Origin of the sequence: Paenibacillus faecalis (assembly GCF_900289175.1) — a bacterium.
Lineage (GTDB): Bacteria > Bacillota > Bacilli > Paenibacillales > Paenibacillaceae > Paenibacillus_AQ > Paenibacillus_AQ faecalis.
This window is the reverse complement of sequence record NZ_LT985747.1, coordinates 3,330,649-3,350,915: the sequence shown is the minus strand read 5'-3', so window position 1 is coordinate 3,350,915 and position 20,267 is coordinate 3,330,649. Positions and strand designations below refer to the sequence as shown.

General features: G+C 43.1%; 20 protein-coding genes. 10 read left to right on the top strand and 10 right to left on the bottom strand.

Annotated elements, in window-relative coordinates:
* The 5 genes from C8268_RS15880 (at position 1) to C8268_RS15860 (ending at position 5,808) form a co-directional block, all read left to right on the top strand.
* Positions 1-1,203, top strand: a complete 1,203-nt coding sequence (locus C8268_RS15880; protein ID WP_106768571.1) for a glycosyltransferase family protein — start codon at positions 1-3, stop codon at positions 1,201-1,203.
* 18 nt (positions 1,204-1,221) lie between these two features.
* The gene (locus C8268_RS15875) at positions 1,222-2,253 is read left to right on the top strand and encodes a glycosyltransferase family protein (protein WP_234032832.1); all 1,032 of its coding nucleotides are present in this window, start codon (positions 1,222-1,224) and stop codon (positions 2,251-2,253) included.
* A 22-nt stretch (positions 2,254-2,275) separates the two neighbouring features.
* Positions 2,276-3,409: a DegT/DnrJ/EryC1/StrS family aminotransferase gene (locus tag C8268_RS15870; protein ID WP_234032829.1), complete on the top strand. Its 1,134-nt coding sequence runs from the start codon at positions 2,276-2,278 to the stop codon at positions 3,407-3,409.
* Positions 3,406-4,581, top strand: coding sequence for an ATP-grasp domain-containing protein (locus C8268_RS15865; RefSeq protein WP_106768568.1), 1,176 nt, complete (start codon positions 3,406-3,408; stop codon positions 4,579-4,581). The genes C8268_RS15870 and C8268_RS15865 overlap by 4 nt, the downstream gene beginning before the upstream one ends.
* 183 nt (positions 4,582-4,764) lie before the next feature.
* Positions 4,765-5,808, top strand: a complete 1,044-nt coding sequence (locus tag C8268_RS15860) for a YhcN/YlaJ family sporulation lipoprotein (RefSeq protein WP_106768567.1) — start codon at positions 4,765-4,767, stop codon at positions 5,806-5,808.
* A 53-nt stretch (positions 5,809-5,861) separates the two neighbouring features.
* Here C8268_RS15860 and nagA read toward each other — a convergent pair whose 3' ends face one another.
* From nagA to C8268_RS15845, 3 genes are read right to left on the bottom strand one after another with little or no spacing between them, the layout of a single operon-like run.
* Entirely contained in the window at positions 5,862-7,049 is a 1,188-nt protein-coding gene (gene nagA / locus C8268_RS15855) for an N-acetylglucosamine-6-phosphate deacetylase (protein ID WP_106768566.1), read from the bottom strand.
* Positions 7,046-7,774 (bottom strand): glucosamine-6-phosphate deaminase, encoded by a 729-nt coding sequence (gene nagB / locus C8268_RS15850; RefSeq protein ID WP_106768565.1) that lies wholly within the window; start codon positions 7,772-7,774, stop codon positions 7,046-7,048. The genes nagA and nagB overlap by 4 nt, the downstream gene beginning before the upstream one ends.
* Before the next feature lie 3 nt (positions 7,775-7,777).
* Positions 7,778-8,653: a MurR/RpiR family transcriptional regulator gene (locus C8268_RS15845; protein WP_106768564.1), complete on the bottom strand. Its 876-nt coding sequence runs from the start codon at positions 8,651-8,653 to the stop codon at positions 7,778-7,780.
* 274 nt (positions 8,654-8,927) lie between these two features.
* Here C8268_RS15845 and C8268_RS15840 point away from each other — a divergent pair, with 274 nt between their 5' ends.
* Positions 8,928-9,152 carry a helix-turn-helix domain-containing protein gene (locus C8268_RS15840; protein WP_046678368.1) on the top strand — a complete coding sequence of 75 codons (225 nt, stop codon included), beginning with the start codon at positions 8,928-8,930 and terminating at the stop codon, positions 9,150-9,152.
* A 169-nt stretch (positions 9,153-9,321) separates the two neighbouring features.
* Here the strand turns inward: C8268_RS15840 and C8268_RS15835 are convergent, their stop codons facing one another.
* From C8268_RS15835 to C8268_RS15805, 6 genes are all read right to left on the bottom strand, one after another.
* Positions 9,322-9,711: an aspartyl protease family protein gene (locus C8268_RS15835; RefSeq protein ID WP_106768563.1), complete on the bottom strand. Its 390-nt coding sequence runs from the start codon at positions 9,709-9,711 to the stop codon at positions 9,322-9,324.
* The gene (locus C8268_RS15830) at positions 9,708-9,968 is read right to left on the bottom strand and encodes a hypothetical protein (protein ID WP_106768562.1); all 261 of its coding nucleotides are present in this window, start codon (positions 9,966-9,968) and stop codon (positions 9,708-9,710) included. Before C8268_RS15830 ends, C8268_RS15835 begins: the two co-directional genes overlap by 4 nt.
* A gap of 472 nt (positions 9,969-10,440) precedes the next feature.
* Positions 10,441-10,704, bottom strand: a complete 264-nt coding sequence (locus C8268_RS15820) for a hypothetical protein (RefSeq protein WP_106768560.1) — start codon at positions 10,702-10,704, stop codon at positions 10,441-10,443.
* Between the two features lie 142 nt (positions 10,705-10,846).
* Positions 10,847-12,235, bottom strand: a complete 1,389-nt coding sequence (locus C8268_RS15815; protein WP_106768559.1) for a nucleoside recognition domain-containing protein — start codon at positions 12,233-12,235, stop codon at positions 10,847-10,849.
* On the bottom strand, positions 12,183-12,935 hold the full coding sequence (locus tag C8268_RS15810) for a FeoB small GTPase domain-containing protein (RefSeq protein ID WP_106768558.1): 753 nt from the start codon (positions 12,933-12,935) through the stop codon (positions 12,183-12,185). Before C8268_RS15810 ends, C8268_RS15815 begins: the two co-directional genes overlap by 53 nt.
* Positions 12,932-13,183 (bottom strand): FeoA family protein, encoded by a 252-nt coding sequence (locus C8268_RS15805; protein ID WP_106768557.1) that lies wholly within the window; start codon positions 13,181-13,183, stop codon positions 12,932-12,934. The genes C8268_RS15810 and C8268_RS15805 overlap by 4 nt, the downstream gene beginning before the upstream one ends.
* 305 nt (positions 13,184-13,488) lie before the next feature.
* Between C8268_RS15805 and C8268_RS15800 the strand changes: the two genes are divergently transcribed.
* Both C8268_RS15800 and C8268_RS15795 read left to right on the top strand, forming a co-directional pair.
* Entirely contained in the window at positions 13,489-13,794 is a 306-nt protein-coding gene (locus C8268_RS15800) for an ArsR/SmtB family transcription factor (protein WP_106768556.1), read from the top strand.
* Positions 13,795-14,144: 350 nt separating this feature from the next.
* Entirely contained in the window at positions 14,145-15,866 is a 1,722-nt protein-coding gene (locus tag C8268_RS15795; RefSeq protein ID WP_106768555.1) for a proline--tRNA ligase, read from the top strand.
* Positions 15,867-15,999: 133 nt separating this feature from the next.
* Here C8268_RS15795 and C8268_RS15790 read toward each other — a convergent pair whose 3' ends face one another.
* Positions 16,000-16,626 carry an FMN-dependent NADH-azoreductase gene (locus C8268_RS15790; protein WP_106768554.1) on the bottom strand — a complete coding sequence of 209 codons (627 nt, stop codon included), beginning with the start codon at positions 16,624-16,626 and terminating at the stop codon, positions 16,000-16,002.
* A 334-nt stretch (positions 16,627-16,960) separates the two neighbouring features.
* Between C8268_RS15790 and C8268_RS15785 the strand changes: the two genes are divergently transcribed.
* On the top strand, positions 16,961-18,745 hold the full coding sequence (locus tag C8268_RS15785; protein ID WP_106768553.1) for a cache domain-containing sensor histidine kinase: 1,785 nt from the start codon (positions 16,961-16,963) through the stop codon (positions 18,743-18,745).
* On the top strand, positions 18,738-20,165 hold the full coding sequence (locus C8268_RS15780) for a response regulator transcription factor (RefSeq protein ID WP_106768552.1): 1,428 nt from the start codon (positions 18,738-18,740) through the stop codon (positions 20,163-20,165). The genes C8268_RS15785 and C8268_RS15780 overlap by 8 nt, the downstream gene beginning before the upstream one ends.
* Positions 20,166-20,267 lie beyond the last annotated feature (102 nt).

Here is a 20,267-nt window from a genome sequence, read left to right as displayed (position 1 = left end):
ATGGCTTTAAGAAAAAAACAAAAGAGCAGAATGCGCCGCCTGAAACTGAGGAAGCCTTCCGTTACCCAAAACGCATATCAAAGAGGACGTATCGATGGTTTTCAAAAAGGAAGAGAGGATGGTTTTCAACATGGGCGAACAGTAGCCCAAATCGCTTCTAACAACGCAGTAGCGGTTATTGAAACTGAGCTGCCTAAAATAGATGTTCTTGTGATCGCAGCGGGAATGATTCCCTCTTTAGAAATAGGCGTTCTTCAACCTTTTAACGCATTGAATAAAAGCAGTAATCTAAAATATGATATGAAGCTGGAGCATGAAGTGAGTAAAGAAATGATAGCAGCGGCAGATACCATTGTGTTTGTACGCAATGTTGAACCTTCGGCCTATACGTTATTAGAGCTGGCGCACCAACTCAGGAAGCGGACAGTATATGTAATCGATGACAATTTCCTGGAAATTGAACCGACAACTGCTGTCGGGCAATACTATTGCGATCCGGTGCGAAGAGAAACGTTTATCAAATTTTTAAGAAGCGCTCAAACCATTAAAGTAGATGCTCCTGATCTCGGTACGTATATTCAGGAACGTTTTAATAAAAATGTTATATATTTTCCCGGAAGTGTCGACTTTGACTGGCTTGATAAGCAAAAGAGAAGTGATCGAGGGCGGGAACAAATCGTTATAGGTTATGCTGGGGGCGAGAAAGAGGAAGATTTTTCCCCTGTCATACCGGCGTTGAACAAGATTCTTGATTACTATGGAGGATTTGTGAGACTGGAGTTCCTCGGATACATTCCCAAAGCTTTTGTCGATCGTCCAAGTATAAAATTTAAAGGTGGAGGTATGGAATACAAGGATTTCATGAAAGAACTGAATCGGTGCAATTGGGATATAGGGATAGCGCCACTCGCCGATACCTTATTTAATAAGGGGAAAACGAATAATAAATTCCGCGAATATGGTGCTTGTCGAATTCCAGGAATTTATTCCAAAGTACCTGCTTATGTTCCTTGGATTACTCAAGGTGAATCCGGGTATCTTGTTGAACATACCGAGAGCGCTTGGTTTGAAGGGATTAAGACTATGATTGAAGATCCGCCGATGAGGGAACGTATCAGAGAAAATGCAGGGACGGCAGTAAGGCAGCATTTTTCGCTGCATACGTGTGTAGACCATTGGAAGAAATTTATATTGAAAATGTAAATTGAGGGGGTGAGAGAAATGGGGAGAAAAGGAGATATAAATGTACTCATCATCGGATCAAATAAAATTGCTTCATATAAGATTGGGATTGAACAGCCACTCCGATATCTTGAACAAAAAGGGGTATGCTCATTTGACGTGAGATCAGATGATGAGCTAAATAAATCGAGAATAGGAGAAGCGGATATTGTCATCTTCTTTCGCACGGTTCAGCATGAAGCATATAAATATCTTGAAATGGCTCATGAGATGGGAAAAAAAACGGTGTATGTCATTGATGATCATTTCTTAGCCATGTCCCCTGATTCAGATATTGGCAGATACTATCATGAATCGTCACGCAGAAAGACTTATGTCAAGTTTCTTAAAAACGCTCAAATTGTCAAAGTCGCCTCAAGTTTTTTTGCCAGGCATCTTGAAACGCATTTTCAGCCGAATAAGATTGTATATTTTCCGGGAAGTGTAGATTTCTCCATAATATCTGGTTTGAAAAAGAAGAAAAAAACGGAGAATCAAATTATTATCGGATATGAAGGCGGAAGAAAGCCGGTGGCTTTCGCACCTGTTATAAAGGCGCTAGACGAAATATTAAGGAAGTATGGGGATAAAATTAGAATCGAGTTTTGTGGATATGCTCCGGATGAACTTGTAAATAAATCACAAGTGCATACAGAACCTTATGATGAAAATTACAAAAAATTTCTAAAGCGTCTATACCGTTCAAGCTGGGACATTGGACTCGCTCCGCTTGAGCGGACATTGCTGCATGATTGTAAGAGCAATAACAAATTCCGTGAGTATTCTGCTTGCCGAATTCCGGGTATCTACACTTCCTCTCCGGCATACGAAGAATGGGTTCAAAACAAAGAAAGTGGCTTGGTTGCCTCGGAAACAAGTGAAGATTGGTATGAGGCTATAGTTGAGCTGATCGAGCAACCGGAACTTCGACAGAACATTGCAGAACATGCGGAAAAAATAGCTTGGGAAAATTTCTCGATAGAAGCTTGTGCTGAGTGTTGGCGCTCACAAATTTTAATGAGAAGTAACTGAGGTTATGAAAGGAGAGGTTTACTTGGATTATAAATTAATACCCGTTCTTCAACCAAGCATTGGCCAAGAGGAAACTGACGCAGTAACAGAAGTTTTACGTTCTGGATGGCTTGGTCTTGGCCCTAAAACTGAACAATTTGAACGGGAGTTCGCCAAGTTTGTCGGTAGCCGATTTGCGGTAGCACTTAATTCTGGCACGGCTGCACTTCATATGGCTATGGAGATCTTAGGAGTTGGACCGGGTGATGAAGTTATTGTGCCTTCGATCACTTTCATATCCACGGTTCATGCGGTTAGTTATGTTGGTGCAACTCCGGTCTTTGCAGATATTGAAAGAGACACCATCAATATATCTCCAGCTGATATCGAACGAAAAGTTACGGATAAGACGAAAGCCATTATTGTCGTGCATATGGGAGGGCATCCTTGTGATATGGATGCAATTCACAAGATAGCCACATCGAAAGGGATCAAAATTGTTGAAGATGCCGCGCATGCTTGCGGTGCAGAATATAAAGGGAACCGAATCGGATCGATCAGTGATATTACTTGCTTTAGCTTCCATGCTGTCAAAAATTTGACATGCGGTGAAGGGGGCGCTATCACCTGCAATACCGAGTGGATGAATCGAAAACTGCGTGAGATGCGATGGGTTGGTATTTCACGTGATACATGGATACGATCTTCCAATGAAAAAGTGTATGCATGGCAGTATTTCGTTGATAAAGTGGGCTATAAATACCATATGAACGATATGCAAGCGGCTATGGGGCTCGTTCAATTAGGCAAGTTGGGTCACTTAAATGGAAGACGCAGGGAAATAGCGGAACGATATCGTTCCGAGCTGAAAGATTTGGAATGGATCGAGCTTCCTCGGGAACACCCTGATGTCAAAAGCTCATGGCATTTGTTTCAGATTAAATTCAAGGAAGAATCTTTGAGAGATCGTATGATTGTTCATCTGCAAGAACAAAATATCGCTACTGGTGTTCATTATTATCCTTGTCATCTTCATCCTGTTTATCTTCATCTAAAAGCGGTCGTTCCGCTTTCGTCTGAAATCTGGAAAAGTATTCTTACCCTTCCTATCCATCCAAATGTGACAGAAGAAGATCAAGAACGGATCATTAATCGCATCAGGGAGTTTAAACCATGAAGAAATTAATGATTTTAGGTGCAGGTATTTCTCAGCTACCATTAATTAAAAAGGCAAAAGAAATGGGATTGTACGTTATTGTTGTAAGTAGGCAGGGGAACTATCCAGGATTTTCACTGGCTGATAAAGTTTATTATGAGGATACAACCAATATAGAAAAAGTAGCGGAAATCGCCCGTTTCGAAGGGATCGATGGAATATGTACGACAGGTACGGATGTGGCTGTAAAGTCGATTGGCAAGGTCGTCGATGAAATCGGGGTTAGCGGATTGAATTATGAGTCTGCTCAGTTATCATCAAACAAGTGGAAAATGAAGCAAGCGTTTATGGAGCACGGCGTGAGAACCGCCAAATTTGTAAAAGTCAGAAATAAAGAGGAAGTCTATGCTGCCTTCGAAGTGCTTTCGATGCCACTCATGTTCAAAGCGGTAGACGGTGGAGCGAGCAAAGGGATTGTAAAGGTTACGGATAAAGAGCAAATCGACGATGCATATGACAAAGTAAGACGAGATACAAAGCTCGATTTTTTTATCGTTGAAGAATTTATAGAAGGAACCGAATTTGGAGCGCAATCTTATGTGTATAATCATGAAATTCAATTTATTATGCCACATGGGGATATGATGTTTTACGGGGACGCTGGTGTACCGATCGGTCACTATGTACCTTATGAATTACCTGATGATGTGGAACAGGATCTTTTTAATCAGTTAAAACAAAGTATTTTGGCACTCCAATTGAATAATTGTGCGATTAATGCAGATTTTATTTTAAAAGACGATAAAGTGTTTGTCCTTGAAATTGGGGGAAGAGCCGGAGCAACTTGTTTACCGGAACTTGTCTCTACTTTTTATGGATTTGATTATTATGAACAGATAATCAGGGCTGCTCTTCATATGAATCCTACGTTCTCTGTCGAGTCTTTTCAACCTTGTGCCTGCGAACTCTTAATATCCGATAAGGAGGGTGAAATTACGAAACTTGAGAATGGGAACGTCAGTCATGAAGATATTATTCAAATATCTTTTGATTATAATGTAGGTGACCGCATCAACAAATTCCGAGTTGGTACGGATCGAATTGGGCAAATTATCGTCAAAGGTGAAAGTTTGGAAGAGGTTATAAATCGATTGAATAAAGTGAAAGGGAATATAAACGTACAATTAAAATGATTAAACCCTACAAATCTCGATCGTCTCAAATGATGATCGGGATTTTTCACGTCTAATGAACAGCCATTGAAACAAAGCTTAAGACTTGAAGGTCAATGCCAAAACCTTTCAGCATACACGGTTATCCCCGAGGCCATCATAACAATGTCAGCAAACAAAACACTATGAGATGGAGGATGAATTATGATCAAAACCAAAGCCCTCGGTTTAACCCTGTCAGCTGCAATGATCGTCAGCTTGGCCGGGTTAACGGGTTGTGGAAACCCTAATGACGGTAATAATAATGGTACAACAAGTACTAATAACATCAGTACAAAGAATAACGGGCGTGTTGGTACGTATTCTGCAAACAACAATAATAACAATAACAACAACAATGGTACACAGCATGATCTGACGAACTTGAAATACAGTCAGACGCTCTCCAGCAAAGTTTCTAACGTTAAAGGCGTTCGTGATGCCCATGTGTTTGTTGCTAACAACAAGGCGTTTGTAGCGCTGTCACTTGATAATCAAAATGGGCAGAATGGGATTCAAAATAGAACCAATGGCACCAATGGCAGTATGACTCAAATGAATACAGGAAAAACTCCGGCCCCAACATTAAATGGCACGACTCGCAACCGTACTAATGACGGTACTTATGGTACCACAGGTACAGGCAGTATGGGCTTGCTGCGTCAAATGACAACACCAACAAGAACGAATACGAATAATCCATCGACAACGCATCCGTCTGGAACCAATTCCCAAGCCCCGCTCGATAACAATACCGGAATGGGACGCGGTACTTTAGATGGTAATTTTACTACAAACAATATAAATGGCACCAATCGAACAATCACTGGACGTTACGGTGGAAATGTAAACAACAATGTAACAAATGCGAATAGTGTTCCTCAGGATGTTCGCGAAGCTGTTAGCAGCAAAATCCGCAGTGCAGCTCCATCCTGTGATCAGGTATATGTATCCGCCGATCCTGATTTCTTTAATCAATCAGCAGGATTTTCAAATAATAATGGAAACGTAAATGGTAACACCAACGGTAATGGCAACGCTAACGGTAACGGTACTCCAGGAGGAATCGTTAACGATGTAACGAATGCGACAGGGAATATCGCTCACGATATTGGAGCTTACATCAATCGTCTTTTCCCTATGAACGCCAATTATGATGGTACAAACCGCGATGGCAACATGAACTATAACACCCGAACTAACCGGTAACAATTTAATATAAAAAGCTCTTGCCGAAAAATGGCAAGAGCTTTGACTTTTTTCTAATACTTACGATCTCCCTGAACCCATACACCATCGATATCCAAGTCTGAATTTAGGAGAAGTACATCAGCCTGATAGCCTTTTTTAAGTAGGCCGGTTCGATGAGAAATCCCAAGTCGTTTGGCCGGATTCAAGCTGGCGATTTCAGAAGCACGTTCCATGCTGACTCCGATTTCGCGAATCAGGAATTGGAAGCCCTTGATCATTGTTAAGGTGCTGCCGGCAAGGCTGTCACGCTCGCCTTTAAGCTTGGCTACGCCATCTTTTACGATAACCGGAAGATCTCCCAAAGTGTATTCCCCATCAGGCATTCCTGTAGCCGACATGGCATCGGTAATGAGGATCAGTTTTTCATTTTGTTTCATTCGCTCCAAAATGCGTATACCTGCTGGATGAACATGAATGCCATCTGCAATAATTTCAGCGCTTAGACGATCATCACTAAGCATGGCTCCGACAGTGCCGGGATTGCGGTGATGAAGCCCCGTCATGGCGTTAAATGTGTGTACACCATGGCTTAATCCGGCATCGATCGCGTTTAGAACTTCGTCATAAGAAGCATCCGTATGACCGAGCGCAGCTGTTATGCCATGCTCTTTAAGCCAGGCAATCGCTTCTAGCGCACCTTCGCGCTCAGGAGCAAGCGTGACCTGTTTGACAAGACCAGGATAAGACTTTTCCCATTCCTCGAGCCATTCAATGCTTGCTGGAACGATATGCTCCGGATTTTGAGCACCCGGCCATTTCGGACTAATAAACGGACCTTCCAGATGCACGCCTTCCAGCCTTGTATAAGGCATTTTTTGCTGGCGGTATTCGTGAACTTCTTTAAGAACGGAATCAATTGCCTTTTTTGGTGCTGTCATCGTTGTGGCCAGCATAGCGGTAGTTCCTTGCGAACAGTGGTAAGAAGTAATGGTATCCAGAACCTTCTGGTCGGAATCCATGAAATCTTCACCATTGCCGCCGTGAACATGAATATCGATAAAACCGGGAATAATATAATGATCGGATTGATCCCGTATAATTTCTGCTTCAGATTGATCCAGATCAGATGGCATCGCGGAAGCTTCACCTGCAAATACAATATGCTCACCGCGTATAGCGAGAACGCCGTTTTTCTTCATTCCTTCCGGAGTCAATACTTGGCCGTATAACAGCGTCAGTTTGGTTTCGCTACCACTCATTTAAACAGCCTCCCAGCCCCTTGATCCATAAGGACAATGACGTTTGGATGGCATTGCAGCAATGATGCAGGACAATCTGTTGTAATCGGTCCTGTTAATGCACGATGTGCGATTTCAGCTTTGTCTTCCCCGCGGATGAGAAGCATGATCTGATTGGCTTTCATGATGGATCCAACGCCCATCGTTACGGAATGGGTTGGAACGTCATCTATCGAAGGGAAGAAGCGTGCATTCGCTTGACGAGTCTTCTCTTGCAATGGAGCGAGATGTGTACCGCTGGTCAGACTCTTGCCGGGCTCGTTAAAACCGATGTGTCCGTTATGGCCGATACCAAGCAGCTGCAGATCGATTGGACCATGTTGCTCCAGCATCTGGTCGTATGCACGACATTCCTCTTCCAGATCGGCTGCATTTCCGTTAGGAATATGTGTCTGTTCAATATTGATGTCTATATGTTTAAATAACTTCTCGTTCATGAACGTGCGGTAGCTTTCCGGATGATTTTCAGGAAGTCCCACATATTCGTCCAGATTGAAAGTAGTTGCTTTAGAGAAGCTAACAAGTCCCTTACGATGCATTTCAATAAGTCTTGTATAAAGTCCAATCGGAGTGCTTCCGGTAGCCAGACCCAGCTTTGCATATGGTTTAGCATTCAAAAGACTGGTAACTTGGTTAGCTGCGGATTGCACGAAGCCTTCTTCATTTTCATAAATATAGATATTCACAGATTATTGACCTCCTCGGCTTTTGCGATAATTTTTTACATTATGATAGGACTGCTCCAGACGGGGAACATAAGTAGAAAAGTCTCTGCTGGCCATTCCCATAAATAATATATCAATAATATGAAGTTGAGCGATACGTGAAGCCATATCTCCCCGGCGCATGCCTTCTTCCAGCGAAGAAGAGTACAGCGCGATATCTGATAAGGATGACAAGACACTGCTTCGGTACGATGTAATACTGATTGTAAAAGCGCCTGCATTTTTGGCACAGGATAAAGCATCAATGGTTTCAGGGGTTTCACCGGAATAAGAAATAGCGATAGCCGCATCATTTGACGTAAGCGTTGATGCAGAGGTGATTTGCATATGTGAATCAGCAAAGGCAGTACAGTTTTTTCCGATCCGAATCAACTTCTGGTAAAAATCCTGGGCCACAATCGATGATGTGGCAATACCGTACAGATCGATACGCTTCGACCGGCATAACACGTCCACGGTACGTTCCAACTGTCCTAAATTAAGCAGTGAAGTTGTATCCTGGATGGATGTTACATGGTTTGTTTCAATCGCTTGTACGATGTCAGCCAGCGGGTTTCCGGCTACGATATCCTGATATTTTGTATGTCCTGAACGCGATTGTTTTTCGGCATGCGCCATTTCAGTTGCAAGCTTGACCTTAAAATCGGGATAACCTTTACAATCAAAATGTTTGCAAAATCGGGTTACAGTGGCGGCACTTACATTGCATTGATCTGCGAGCTCCTTGATGCCCATGTGAACGACTTCTGAAGGGCGATCCATTATAAACTCGGCAAGTCGCCGTTCCTGCCTAGGAAGGCGGTTCTTTTCTACGGCGATAATATGCAGGACTGGTGCCATAGCAGGCCTCCTTTATATTATGGACTCGTGACATGAAACAGAAACTTGTTGTGAAAATAATTTTTGTATTTATCCTATTTAACAAGAAAATTATTTTTATATCTTCATCATAGAGGAAGTGTATTCAGGAATCAAGAGAAATAAATCATGTCCGGCATTCAGCCCAATTTAGAACATATTCAGCACCTTAACCCTTGTTTTTACATAGTATGAGTTGACTGTATCCCTTAACCTTGTTAGACCACACATACCCGGGCAAGGAGGGGTGACACCATTGAAGGGGAATGACCATAACAGCAAGTTTTTATTAACCCACCGTGAGCGTGAAGTGTTTGAACTGCTGGTACAGGACAAAACCACTCGCGACATCGCCGGGCAGTTGTTCATTAGCGAGAAAACGGTGCGTAACCACATCTCTAACGTTATGCAAAAGTTGAATGTTAAGGGCCGCTCACAAGCCGTTGTCGAATTGATCAAGCTAGGAGAGTTGAAAATTTAAGCTCTTTGCAATTCGATGTGCATGACGAAAGCCTTCTTAAACCGCCAGTCGGGGTAAGAAGGCTTTTTTGTATTTTTAGAAATGAAGCAAAATCTAGGGAATGAAAAAACCGAACTTTCATATAAATAGCAAAAAACAAGCGATGTTCTGATCCTAAACATCGCTTGTTTTAATTGGTAAATGTAATTTCCATGGTTTCAAAGTTGGCTTTACATTTGGCTCTTGTCATAAAATCAATGCCCAGTATGCCGTCAAACCCGTAAGGCTCTTGTATAGACCCGAGTTGGATGGGGAAATCATCCAAAGTAAAATGTTCAATTTGAAGCTCAGGGATGACTTGTTCATAACAAATTTCACTCGTTCCCCCTACGCCATACATTCGCTTTACCTTTCCGTTTATGAAGTCAATGTAAATTCCAATCTGAACAAGTATATCGGTATCAAAGACTGTAGCAGCACAGCCCGTATCGAACAGGACGTTCGGCAAAATGATCGATTGATTGTTGTGAGTTATGTTCAAAGAGACAATAGGAAGGCCATGCTGCAATTGTATCTTCATAGGCGTTGCCGTACGCCTGAGAAGAATTCTTCAACAACTTCTACATCGCTTCGGCTGGTATGGAATACATATAGTTCGCGTGTCGGATGCAGTTTGTGAAAATGCTTGTATCCGTTCCACGCTTCTTGTGGATTGTCATAATCCTGAATAACCGCCAAGTCCTCTAACTGACGCACACGGTTATTGGAGCTTGCTTTGATTGCCTCCACCAGTACAAAACGACCAGGGTGCAAATCGGTAATTTCTCCCCATTTCATCGGCTTCACCTCGCCTGATTTTCTTTGTTTATTATATCATAAACGTTGCAAGAGCAAGGCATGTTGTATAGAAAGCTATCTATTATATACTTTTTAACTTAGGAGGTACAAATTGAAAAAAATTATATGGTGTTCTTTAACGAGTGTAATAATATCGGTTATTGTTTGGTATATTATTTTAATGATTATTACGCCAACAGATTCAATAGACTTTATATTGGCAGCAGCGTTAACTATATCGTTGCAATTATCCATTATTACTGGGCTATTAATCTCCAAGAAATAGATCTTTTCGTACAACTGCGTGTTTTTCTTGCTTTTATTACCATTAGTATACTGGAGAAGACATTATAAATTAAGAAAATAAAAAAATGTAATATGGACTGAACAAATAAGACCCTATTAACTCTTACCTAATAGGGTCTTATTTGCGTTTATTATACCCTCTCATGATTTTTAGTTTTTTGATTGATTAAGTAGACGAAAAAGAAGATCCGGTGGAAGTATTCTGATTCATCCAGTCAAGCGAAGCTTCCGATACATTTTTCCAGTCGGGGATTTGTGATTTGTGTTGTTCCACCCAGCTCATGCAATACTGCGAGTCTATATTCTGCTCTTGGCACTGTCTCAGAAAGGACAGGATGTTTGATTGCGTACAGTTTTGCCAGGTTTCACAAGTTTGATGAAAGATACTTTCCATTTTGTTTTGCAATGATTGATCATTTACACTAGCCATCGTTTGATTCCTCCATTTAAAAAATATGTGCAAAGATGCCTGCATTCAGTTTGTCCAGAAATGATAAATTTATGAAATAAGCCATTAAAAAAAGCAACCTCACATCCGCATAAAACGGATTGTTTGGTTGCTTTTTGTGTATTTACACCCAGCCCATGGCTCGCGCGACCTGTGCGACAATAAAGGTGACGCCAATGGCAATAGCCGTTGGAATCGCAAAGGCTAGAAAGGTCCATTTTTTACTCTTGGTTTCTTTGTATATGTTCACAAGCGTTGTTCCGCATGGATAGTGAAGAAGTGAGAATAGCATCATATTCAGTGCTGTCAGCCACGTCCAGCCTTGATTCACGAAAATCTGCTTCAGCGCGAACATATCTTCCACCTCGATCAATGCTCCTGTAGCCAAATAGCCCATAAGCAAAACCGGAAATACAATCTCGTTGGCCGGCAGGCCAATGATAAAAGCCATCAGAATAAAGCCATCCAGTCCGAGGGCCCGAGCGAACGGGTCCAGAAAACCGACAAAATGCAGCAGGATGCTGGTGTCGCCTATATAAATATTGGCCAGAATCCAGGTCAAGACGCCTGCTGGCGCCGCCACAATGACAGCTCTTCGGAGAACATACATCGTTTTATCCAGTGTTGACCGAAGGATCGTGTTCAATATTTTCGGTTTTCGGTAAGGAGGAAGCTCCAGCGTATAGTGAGAAGGCACTCCCTTTAACGCAGTCTTGGACAGTGCCCAAGATACGGTAAACGTAACAACAATACCGATCAGTACCATCCCCATGACAACGGAAGCTGTCACAAGTGTTTTGGCTCCACCGGAAAAACTTGCAGCCATAAACAGGGAGGAAAGAACAATAAGAGTTGGCCAACGCCCGTTGCATGGCACGAAGTTGTTGGTCAGAATCGCCAGCATTCGTTCTCTCGGAGATTCGATAATCCGGGTGGACATGATGGCTGCTGCGTTGCAGCCGAATCCCATAGCCATCGTTAGCGATTGCTTGCCGTGCGCGCCGCTCTTTTTAAATAGTCGATCCAGATTGAAAGCGACCCTGGGCAAATAGCCGTAGTTTTCAAGAAGAGCAAACACCGGGAAAAAGATTGCCATTGGAGGCAGCATGACGCTCACTACCCAAGAAGTGCCCCGAAAAAGTCCCAGAACGAGTATACCGTAAAGCCATTCAGGCGCATGGACAGCTTCAAATGCGAGTGTGAGATATCCTTCGATCCATCCAAAGAAGCTGGCGAGCATGGAGGAAGGTATGTTAGCACCTGCAATGGTCAGATAGAACACCATACCTAACAGACCAAGCATAATAGGGAAACCCCACACTTTGGAGGTAAAGATATGATCTAGTTTCTCCGAACGGTACAGACGTTTCTTGTCAGTTACCGTAACTGCTTCCTGACAAAGTTCCTTCGATTTTTTGAATAGATCCCCGACTATGCTTTCACGGACATGATCAATCTGATCAGCAGGAATGGTGGCTGTTAGAGCTTCCAAACGCTTTAGCTGCTGCTCCATAGTGGACTGTACCCCCTTTAGCTTGGGATGAAATCCGGTCCTTCAGCGTGGCAACCAACTTCTGATCTCCGTCCAAAAAGCGGATAGCAAGCCACCTTGAGGGATAATCGGTTCCTATAATATCTATGATTTCGCTCTCTAATCTGTTGATATCCATTTCAAGCTGCTCGTTGTATTGCATTCGGTAAGGAGTTGTTTGGATTTGCCCCATACACATGCGAAGCAAATGATCTGACAGTACATCTAAGCCTTCTTTATTTCTTGCCGAAATTGGGATAACAGGTACACCGAGCTTGTCGGAAAGCTTGCCTGCATGAATCTGGATTCCTTTTTTCTTCGCTTCATCTATCAAATTCAAGCAAACAATGACGCGGTCGGTCATTTCGAGTACCTGAAGCGCCAGATTGAGGCTTCTTTCCAACGCAGTGGAATCAAGAACGAGCAATGTAATATCAGGTTTCTCAAAAACGATGAAATCACGCGCTATTTCTTCGTCTGCAGAATTAGAAAACAAGGAATAAGTACCAGGGAGATCGACGATTTCGAACCGAGTATTTTTATATTCATAATATCCGCTTGCGAGGCTGACGGTTTTTCCGGACCAGTTACCAGTATGCTGCTTCAGTCCTGTCAAAGCATTGAACAGCGTGCTTTTTCCGGTATTAGGGTTTCCTGCCAATGCGATCGTAAATGTTCTCATGATGATAACACCTCGCCGTAGATGAACTGGCTTTCTTCTTTTCGCAATGCAATGACTGTACCTGCCACTCTATATGAAACAGGGTCTCCTAATGGGCTTGGCTTCAGCACCTCGATAACCGAGTCCTGTACGAACCCAAGATCCAACAACCGGCGTTTTAGTTCACCCTGGATATCCACTTTTTTAACGAGAAACTTCTGTCCGAAATCCGCCTGATACAGTGTTTGGTATTTATTTGTCTCGTCCATAAAGTTTAACCTCTCCCTATTAAATTGGGTCTAGCCTATATTGTTTCCTAAATGCAACTTTAGGCTTATAATATGCTCATACAGTTATAATGTCAATGAAAATGGCAAAAAAGTTCGATTTTCGGTTTAGAATTGAAAGAAGTGCTCAGGTGCGGTAAAGTGATCTTAAAACAGGGAATTATGGATGCGAATGGCTTTGAGTTCTTCTCAGGATGTTTCAAGCTTGCTGTTCGAATATGATTAGGTTTTTGGGGCGAGTAGATGCCCACGAAATCGTGGAAGCTATGATGAAAAGAGGGATAATCATGGACAAGCAGTCACATGAACTTTTACGGGAGGAACAGGCAGTGGAAGCCTCACGCTTGCTGAAAGCGATATCCGATCCAACCAGGATTCGGATTCTTCATTTACTATCCCAGGAGGAGTGTTCTGTCGGCCATATTGCAGAGGTGCTCGGTATGAGTCAGTCTGCCGTATCACATCAATTGAGTCATTTGCGCAGTTTACGATTGGTGAAATATCGGCGTGATGGCAACACCTATTACTACACCTATGAGGATGAGCATGTCATTGGTATTTTACATCAGGTACTGGAGCATATTTCGCATTAGGAGCGGACAATGACAAATCGTTCTCTTGACATTCTAACCTCCCGGATGTAATTTAATGAAAATGAGTTTGTAAACAACCTTGATCAAGGACATAAGCTCGCAGAAACGGCATCACAGAGAGAAGGCCTCAGGCTGAAAGGCTTTCATGTACGGCTGCGTTCTTCCTACCTTGTAGTTGCTTTACTGCTTTGCAGTGAAGCCGGTACGGCCCGTTATCGCCCATATAAGGATCATTCACTATTTAAGAAAACAGTGAAAGATTGAAGCAGGGTGGTACCACGAGCACATTCGTCCCTTTGGGCGGATGTGCTTTTTTGTGATTTCACGAATAAGAGAAGGGAATGAGGATTATGAGACAGAGTCAGCTATTTATGTCAACTTTGCGTGAAGTACCAGCCGAAGCGGAGGTGATCAGCCATCAGCAGCTGCTTCGGGGCGGATATATCCGTCAGGTAGCTTCCGGGGTTTATACTTATTTGCCGCTTGGCTGGCGTGTTCTTCGTAAAATCGAACGGATTGTTCGTCAGGAGATGGAAGCTGCCGGCGCGCAGGAACTCCATATGCCAGCCGTTCAGCCTGCTGAACTGTGGAAAGAATCCGGAAGATATGAGATCTACGGCCCTGAGCTCATCCGGCTCCGTGATCGGCATGAAAGGGAGTTTGTACTTGGACCGACACATGAAGAGGTGATTACATCACTGATTCGTCAAGAGGTTTCATCTTATCGGAAACTGCCGTTTAATCTGTACCAAATTCAGACCAAATTCCGTGATGAAAGACGGCCTCGGTTCGGACTGCTGCGTGGTCGCGAGTTCTTGATGAAGGACGCTTATTCTTTTGATCGGGATTGGGAGGGACTTGATGTCTTCTATCGGAAAATGTATAGCGCATACGAGCGGATTTTTAGCCGGCTTGGTCTAAACTTTCGGGCCGTGGAAGCGGATGCCGGAGCAATCGGCGGTCAAGGCGAGACGCATGAATTTATGGCTTTGGCTGAAATCGGAGAGGATACGATCGTATCCTGCAGCTCTTGCCAGTATGCAGCTAACCTGGAGCAGGCAAGAATGGGTGCTGTTCATGGGAGTGACGTTACAACGGGCAAAAGAAATGCTGAGCTTCCAGCGATGCAGACTGTCCATACACCAGGTGTAAAAAGCATTTCGGATGTGGTTCAATTTTTACAAGTAACTCCTGAACAGCTCATTAAAACGCTGTTATATAAAGCTGACGAGAAGCTGGTGGCGGTTCTTGTAAGGGGAGACCGGGAAGTGAACGAAGTCAAGGTGAAGTCCTATATTTCTTCAGAAACCGTTGAACTGGCAGATGCAGAGGAAGTCCGGCTTGCGACTGGTGCTCCAATCGGTTTTGCAGGCCCCGTTGGGCTGCCGCTGCAGCTGCTGGTAGATTCCGAAGTTGCTTTAATGCAGGAGGGGATCACCGGAGCGAACGAGGCTGATTTTCATCTGCTGCATGTCCGCCCCGGCATCGACTTTTCACTTGAGTATACCGGTGATTTCCGGAATGCTGCAGAAGGTGACAGCTGCTTCCGCTGCGGAGCACCGCTTTCGTTCCATCGGGGCATCGAACTTGGGCATGTGTTCAAGCTGGGCACTCAATATAGCGAATCTTTGGGTTCGACATATGTTGATATTGACGGTCAGGAAAAGCCCGTCGTTATGGGGTGTTACGGTATTGGCATATCCCGTGTGATGGCGGCGATCGCCGAGCAAAGCATCGCAGATGAGCGGTTGATATGGCCGATAGCAGTGGCTCCGTATCAGGTTCATGTTGTTCCGGTAGCTGTTAAGGATGAAGCTCAGATGAAGTTGGCCGAAGAGATTTACCAGGAGCTGACAGGTTCAGGTATCGAAGTGTTGCTCGATGACCGTGATGAACGGGCCGGCGTGAAGTTTAAAGATGCTGATCTCGTAGGGGCCCCGTATCGGATCGTTGTTGGCCGCGGTGCTTCGTCGGGTGAGATAGAATTCACTGCTTTAGACGGAAACAAAGAGAATCTACAGGCAGTGAAGGCCGTTCAGCATATTCGTGATGTTTTGCAGGGCCGGTTCTAATGATATAAAAAAAGCAGGCAAAAACGGCGCGTACGCGATTTGCCTGCTTTTTTATGGTTATGTGCATACAAACTTTGATTCAATCATCTTCGTTTAATGGGAACTTGCAGCTTCAAGCATCCAAGCGCATAACTTAAAAGCGCTGAGCGAGGTTTTTCGCTGCCTGAACTCCTTGATGGTAAATATCTTCTGCTTTATTTGGGTCCACCGAGAGCTCCTCGATCAGCAGATGCTGGAAGTTTTGAATGCCGAGGAAATTCATGATGGTCTTCAAATATTTTTTCGAGAATTCCATGTCAGCCGCTGGGCCATCGGAATAATGTCCGCCACGCGCTTCAATGAGAAGCACCGGTTTATCCGGTACAAGTCCAATTGGACCAGCTTCGGTATATTTAAATGTTTTTCCTGCTACGCAAATAGTGTCAATATATGCTTTCATCATAGGCGGAAAGCTCAGGTTCCAGAATGGCGCCGAGAAGACGACCTTATCCGCGGCGAGAAACTGATCAGTCAGCTCGTTCATGCGATGAACCTTATCCTGCTCAAGCGGTGTCAATTGGCTGTGAGCTTCGAACTTTCCCCAGGCGCTGAACACATCCACATCAAGGAAAGGAATATCGGAACGGTACAAATCAAGCGTCACGATCTCATCTTCAGGATGATTATTTTCATATGCCTCCAGAAATGCTTGAGCCAGACGTGTGGAGTAAGAGGCTTCGTCTGCTTTCGGATTAACTTTAACGTAAAGTAATTGTGCCATAACCAGGCAGCTCCTTTCCGAATCCTTTAAATTTTTAGAATGCGTTCGTAGTATAGCAAATCGAGAAGCTTGTACTTGTGATGGATGTCATAATATGTAGTATGGACGGCTCATCCTTGTGAAATACAGCAAACAAGGCGGAATGTTCTGTCCAGGTTTTCTTGAATAAGATTACATGATATCAGGCGTTCATTCAAGTGTAATCGGTTACTTCTCATCCACTTCATACTTTGTTACAATGAGTTACAATTACCATGCTGTAGTTCCAATAGCGGTCGATCCCACCTGTAGTCAACAACTTTGATTCCACTAAAAAAGGAAGGTAAATGAGGGCATGAGGATTCTCCATTTTATTAAAAAGCAGCCAATCAAGCTGCAATTGTGGAGCGGCATTATCATTACCGTCGTCATTACGTTAGTCACGTTAACCATTTCTTATTGGCAAACATCCAAAGTTATCTATGAGAAGAACAGCCAATTTACTGACAAAATCGTCGAGAACATTGAGCAATCGATTAACTCTAACGTTGACTCAACTAGCAGGATCATGACGAGCATAACTTTTAACGAAAGTATTCAGCAATTTTTAGTTGAAAATAACACTGTTAAAAAGTATGAATTGCATCAGCAGGCATCTGCCTTTTTAACAAAAATAAATACGATGAAAAGCGGAATCCGGCATATCATTCTTGTCGGAAAGAATGGAAATTCAATCAATCTGACCGAAGGGATCAGCACAAGAGTGACGATAAAGAAAATGATCGATAAGCTGCCTGATACATATCCGGATAAGACGAAAATTCATTACTTGGGCTTCGAGCCCGTCAGCTATGAAGGTTCTACGGAAGAGCTTATTTTCGTGGGTACGACCATTGTAAGTGTTGACCCTAATCGGTATTTTGATGAGGAAATCGGTCACCTCATTCTTCTACTAGAGCCGAAATCTATAACCCCTTCCCTCGAGTCAATGAGGCAGGATGCCTCTGGTGATCTATATATTGTGGACAGCGACAATACCGTTTTAACCAGCAGTGTTGCCGGACAACTTGGTAAGTCCAAAGTTTTTGATCAGAAGAAGGATGATATTGTGTTTTCAAAAGAACTCCCCTTTTTCAAAGGCAAAATTGTCAGTGTTGTTAAATCGGAAGCGCTTTTGAAAGGAATCTCTGATATACGCCGAGCCGATACGATCATTTTTATGATCGTTTTCATGTTTATATGTGTTCAGTACATCATCATTTCGCGCAACATTACGCAACCGGTGCGTTCTTTTGTCCAGTTTATCAGTCGGATTAAAATGGGGAAAATGGATATGTTGCAGGATCGGATTCAACTGGAGGGGTATGCAGAAATTACTCTCATGGCCCATAAATTTAATCAATTGCTTGATGAAATCGATTCGTTAACGAAAAAGCTTTTGGAGACGTCGGCGCAAATGTATCAGGTGGAAATCAGCAAAAAGGAAACTGAATTAAATTTTCTCAAAAGCCAAGTCAATCCGCATTTTTTATACAATACGTTGGAAACGATTCAAGGTATATCCGCAGTCCGAGGTCAAATGGAAATTGCACAAATCACCCGATCGTTAAGTCGTGTTTTTAAATACAGCATTAAAGGCGAGGAAGAAGTGCTGCTTCAGGAGGAAATGGAACAGATTACACATTACCTTTACATACAACAGGTTCGATTCGAAGATCGTGTTGAAATCCGTTTTGATCTTCCCGATGAGGTGTTAGCTATAAAAGTAGGGAAAATGATTTTGCAACCGATCGTTGAAAACGCTTTTATTCATGGTGTTGAAAGAAATATCAACAAGACCGAATTGCAAATTATGGGGCGGCTTGATCAACGCCAAGACCTCGTTCTCATCGTCCAGGATAACGGAATCGGCATGGACGAGGATCAGCTCGCGAAAGTAAGAAAACAATTATCGGATGTGCAAGATCCGTCTTTGCTAACCCATAGCAAGGATCGGCAAAACCGCATTGGTCTTGCCAATGTTCATAAGCGAATTCGGCTAACCTATGGCGAGCCTTACGGGGTGACTTTGAAGAGCAAGAAGGGCAAAGGAACAGAAGTCATTTTAAGATTGCCGGGAAGGAAGAACAGCGATGTATAAAATGTTTATCGTGGATGATGAAAAGTGGGTCGTAGAAAGTTTAAAAGCCAAGGTCGAATGGCATAAGCACGATTTTTCCATTGTCGGCCAGGCGTATAACGCATATGATGCGTTGGAGCAGATCAAACAACTGAGGCCGCATTTGGTCATTACGGACATTAGGATGCCTGGTATGGATGGTTTGGATTTGATTAAACGAGCAAAAGAAGAGGAGCTCGACCCCGTTTTCGTAGTGGTAAGTGGTTATGCAGATTTTGTATACGCGCAAAAGGCGATCTTGTACGGGGCTGCTGGGTATATCCTGAAAACATTTGAGGATACGGAAATCATCGAGCTGTTGACAAAGGTTCGTAATATTTTGAACGACAAAGAAGCTTCCAGGCAAACAGAATTCGTTTCTATGTTGCAAGGGAACAAGTATAAGGATGATCGGAAAATCGTTGAGTTGATGGAAAAAGCGGGTTTTCGGTGGATGGACTCCGGAGTCTCGGCCGTTGTAACGGTAGGCGGCGATCGCCAGATCGTGCTCGAACATATCAATTGGCTACCAGTGAAAATTGGGAAATACAAATACGCGTATTTGTTTACGGATCAGCCGTCAGATCTTATTGCAGAAAAACTGCGCCATTCTTCCGAAAAATTTCATGGAATCGGGTTTGGTACTCGCATAAACGATGTTTCTCAAATCGATGAAGCGATTCAATCCGCTATTGAAGCAGCGTATCAATATTTTATTCATCCCGGTGGTACGGTGTACTTCTATGAACACAGTAATTTTGATGAGAACATGAAGAAGACAATTGGGAAAATATACGAAGCCATAATCAAGAAAAATATCCCTATGATTCATCATTATTTTTTGAAGTTGGAGGCCTTTGCCCGATCCGGAAATTTAACAATGAAACATTCCTTATCCATATATAATGCCATCATCTCATTTCTTTGTAATCTGACCGAAGATTCTGATGAAGACTTTGTTTTTACCTACGATGAACTGGCGGATCTCTTCCCTGATGTGTTCCAAATGTTTGCCGGTTTGAAGGAAATGATTGCACATAGCTTCGGGGAGTCGGAGCAGAAAATTCAGGAGCATTCTGCAAATGAAACGTATGTTAAAATCATCAGCTACATTGATGCGAACTTTACAAGCGAGATCTCGATTCGGCATTTGGCTCAGAAGTTTCATTTAAATTACAGTTATATCAGTCAACTGTTTCGGAAGGAAAGCGGCCAGACGTTTACATTGTACATAACGCAAAAAAGGATTGAATACGCTTGCAAACTGCTGAAAGAAACCGATCTGCCGATTAACGAAGTGGCGGAGGTTTCTGGTTTTGTCGACTATTTTCACTTTGCTCGGGTATTCAAGAAAAATACCAGCTTAACGCCAACGGAATTTCGGAAAGGGTGTTCCGAATAAAAGCATGTGGAGGGTCAAGGATGACGAGACAGCCTAAAAAAATGCAATATTGAACAACTAATTTCCAACCATATGGTTTCTCTTTCAGATTCAGTAAGATTG

What these genes read in the sequence shown, in the direction of transcription:
- C8268_RS15790 (WP_106768554.1), bottom strand. Translation starts at nt 16,626, where the DNA reads ATGGCACAATTACTTTACGTTAAAGTTAATCCGAAAGCAGACGAAGCC.
- C8268_RS15830 (WP_106768562.1), bottom strand. Translation starts at nt 9,968, where the DNA reads ATGAAATGGGGAGAAATTACCGATTTGCACCCTGGTCGTTTTGTACTG.
- C8268_RS15820 (WP_106768560.1), bottom strand. Translation starts at nt 10,704, where the DNA reads ATGGCTAGTGTAAATGATCAATCATTGCAAAACAAAATGGAAAGTATC.
- C8268_RS15880 (WP_106768571.1), top strand. Translation starts at nt 1, where the DNA reads ATGGCTTTAAGAAAAAAACAAAAGAGCAGAATGCGCCGCCTGAAACTG.
- nagA (WP_106768566.1), bottom strand. Translation starts at nt 7,049, where the DNA reads ATGAGTGGTAGCGAAACCAAACTGACGCTGTTATACGGCCAAGTATTG.
- C8268_RS15785 (WP_106768553.1), top strand. Translation starts at nt 16,961, where the DNA reads ATGAGGATTCTCCATTTTATTAAAAAGCAGCCAATCAAGCTGCAATTG.
- C8268_RS15845 (WP_106768564.1), bottom strand. Translation starts at nt 8,653, where the DNA reads ATGGCACCAGTCCTGCATATTATCGCCGTAGAAAAGAACCGCCTTCCT.
- C8268_RS15835 (WP_106768563.1), bottom strand. Translation starts at nt 9,711, where the DNA reads ATGAAGATACAATTGCAGCATGGCCTTCCTATTGTCTCTTTGAACATA.
- C8268_RS15800 (WP_106768556.1), top strand. Translation starts at nt 13,489, where the DNA reads ATGGACAAGCAGTCACATGAACTTTTACGGGAGGAACAGGCAGTGGAA.
- C8268_RS15875 (WP_234032832.1), top strand. Translation starts at nt 1,222, where the DNA reads ATGGGGAGAAAAGGAGATATAAATGTACTCATCATCGGATCAAATAAA.
- C8268_RS15815 (WP_106768559.1), bottom strand. Translation starts at nt 12,235, where the DNA reads ATGGAGCAGCAGCTAAAGCGTTTGGAAGCTCTAACAGCCACCATTCCT.
- C8268_RS15865 (WP_106768568.1), top strand. Translation starts at nt 3,406, where the DNA reads ATGAAGAAATTAATGATTTTAGGTGCAGGTATTTCTCAGCTACCATTA.
- C8268_RS15860 (WP_106768567.1), top strand. Translation starts at nt 4,765, where the DNA reads ATGATCAAAACCAAAGCCCTCGGTTTAACCCTGTCAGCTGCAATGATC.
- C8268_RS15805 (WP_106768557.1), bottom strand. Translation starts at nt 13,183, where the DNA reads ATGGACGAGACAAATAAATACCAAACACTGTATCAGGCGGATTTCGGA.
- C8268_RS15810 (WP_106768558.1), bottom strand. Translation starts at nt 12,935, where the DNA reads ATGAGAACATTTACGATCGCATTGGCAGGAAACCCTAATACCGGAAAA.
- C8268_RS15780 (WP_106768552.1), top strand. Translation starts at nt 18,738, where the DNA reads ATGTATAAAATGTTTATCGTGGATGATGAAAAGTGGGTCGTAGAAAGT.
- C8268_RS15795 (WP_106768555.1), top strand. Translation starts at nt 14,145, where the DNA reads ATGAGACAGAGTCAGCTATTTATGTCAACTTTGCGTGAAGTACCAGCC.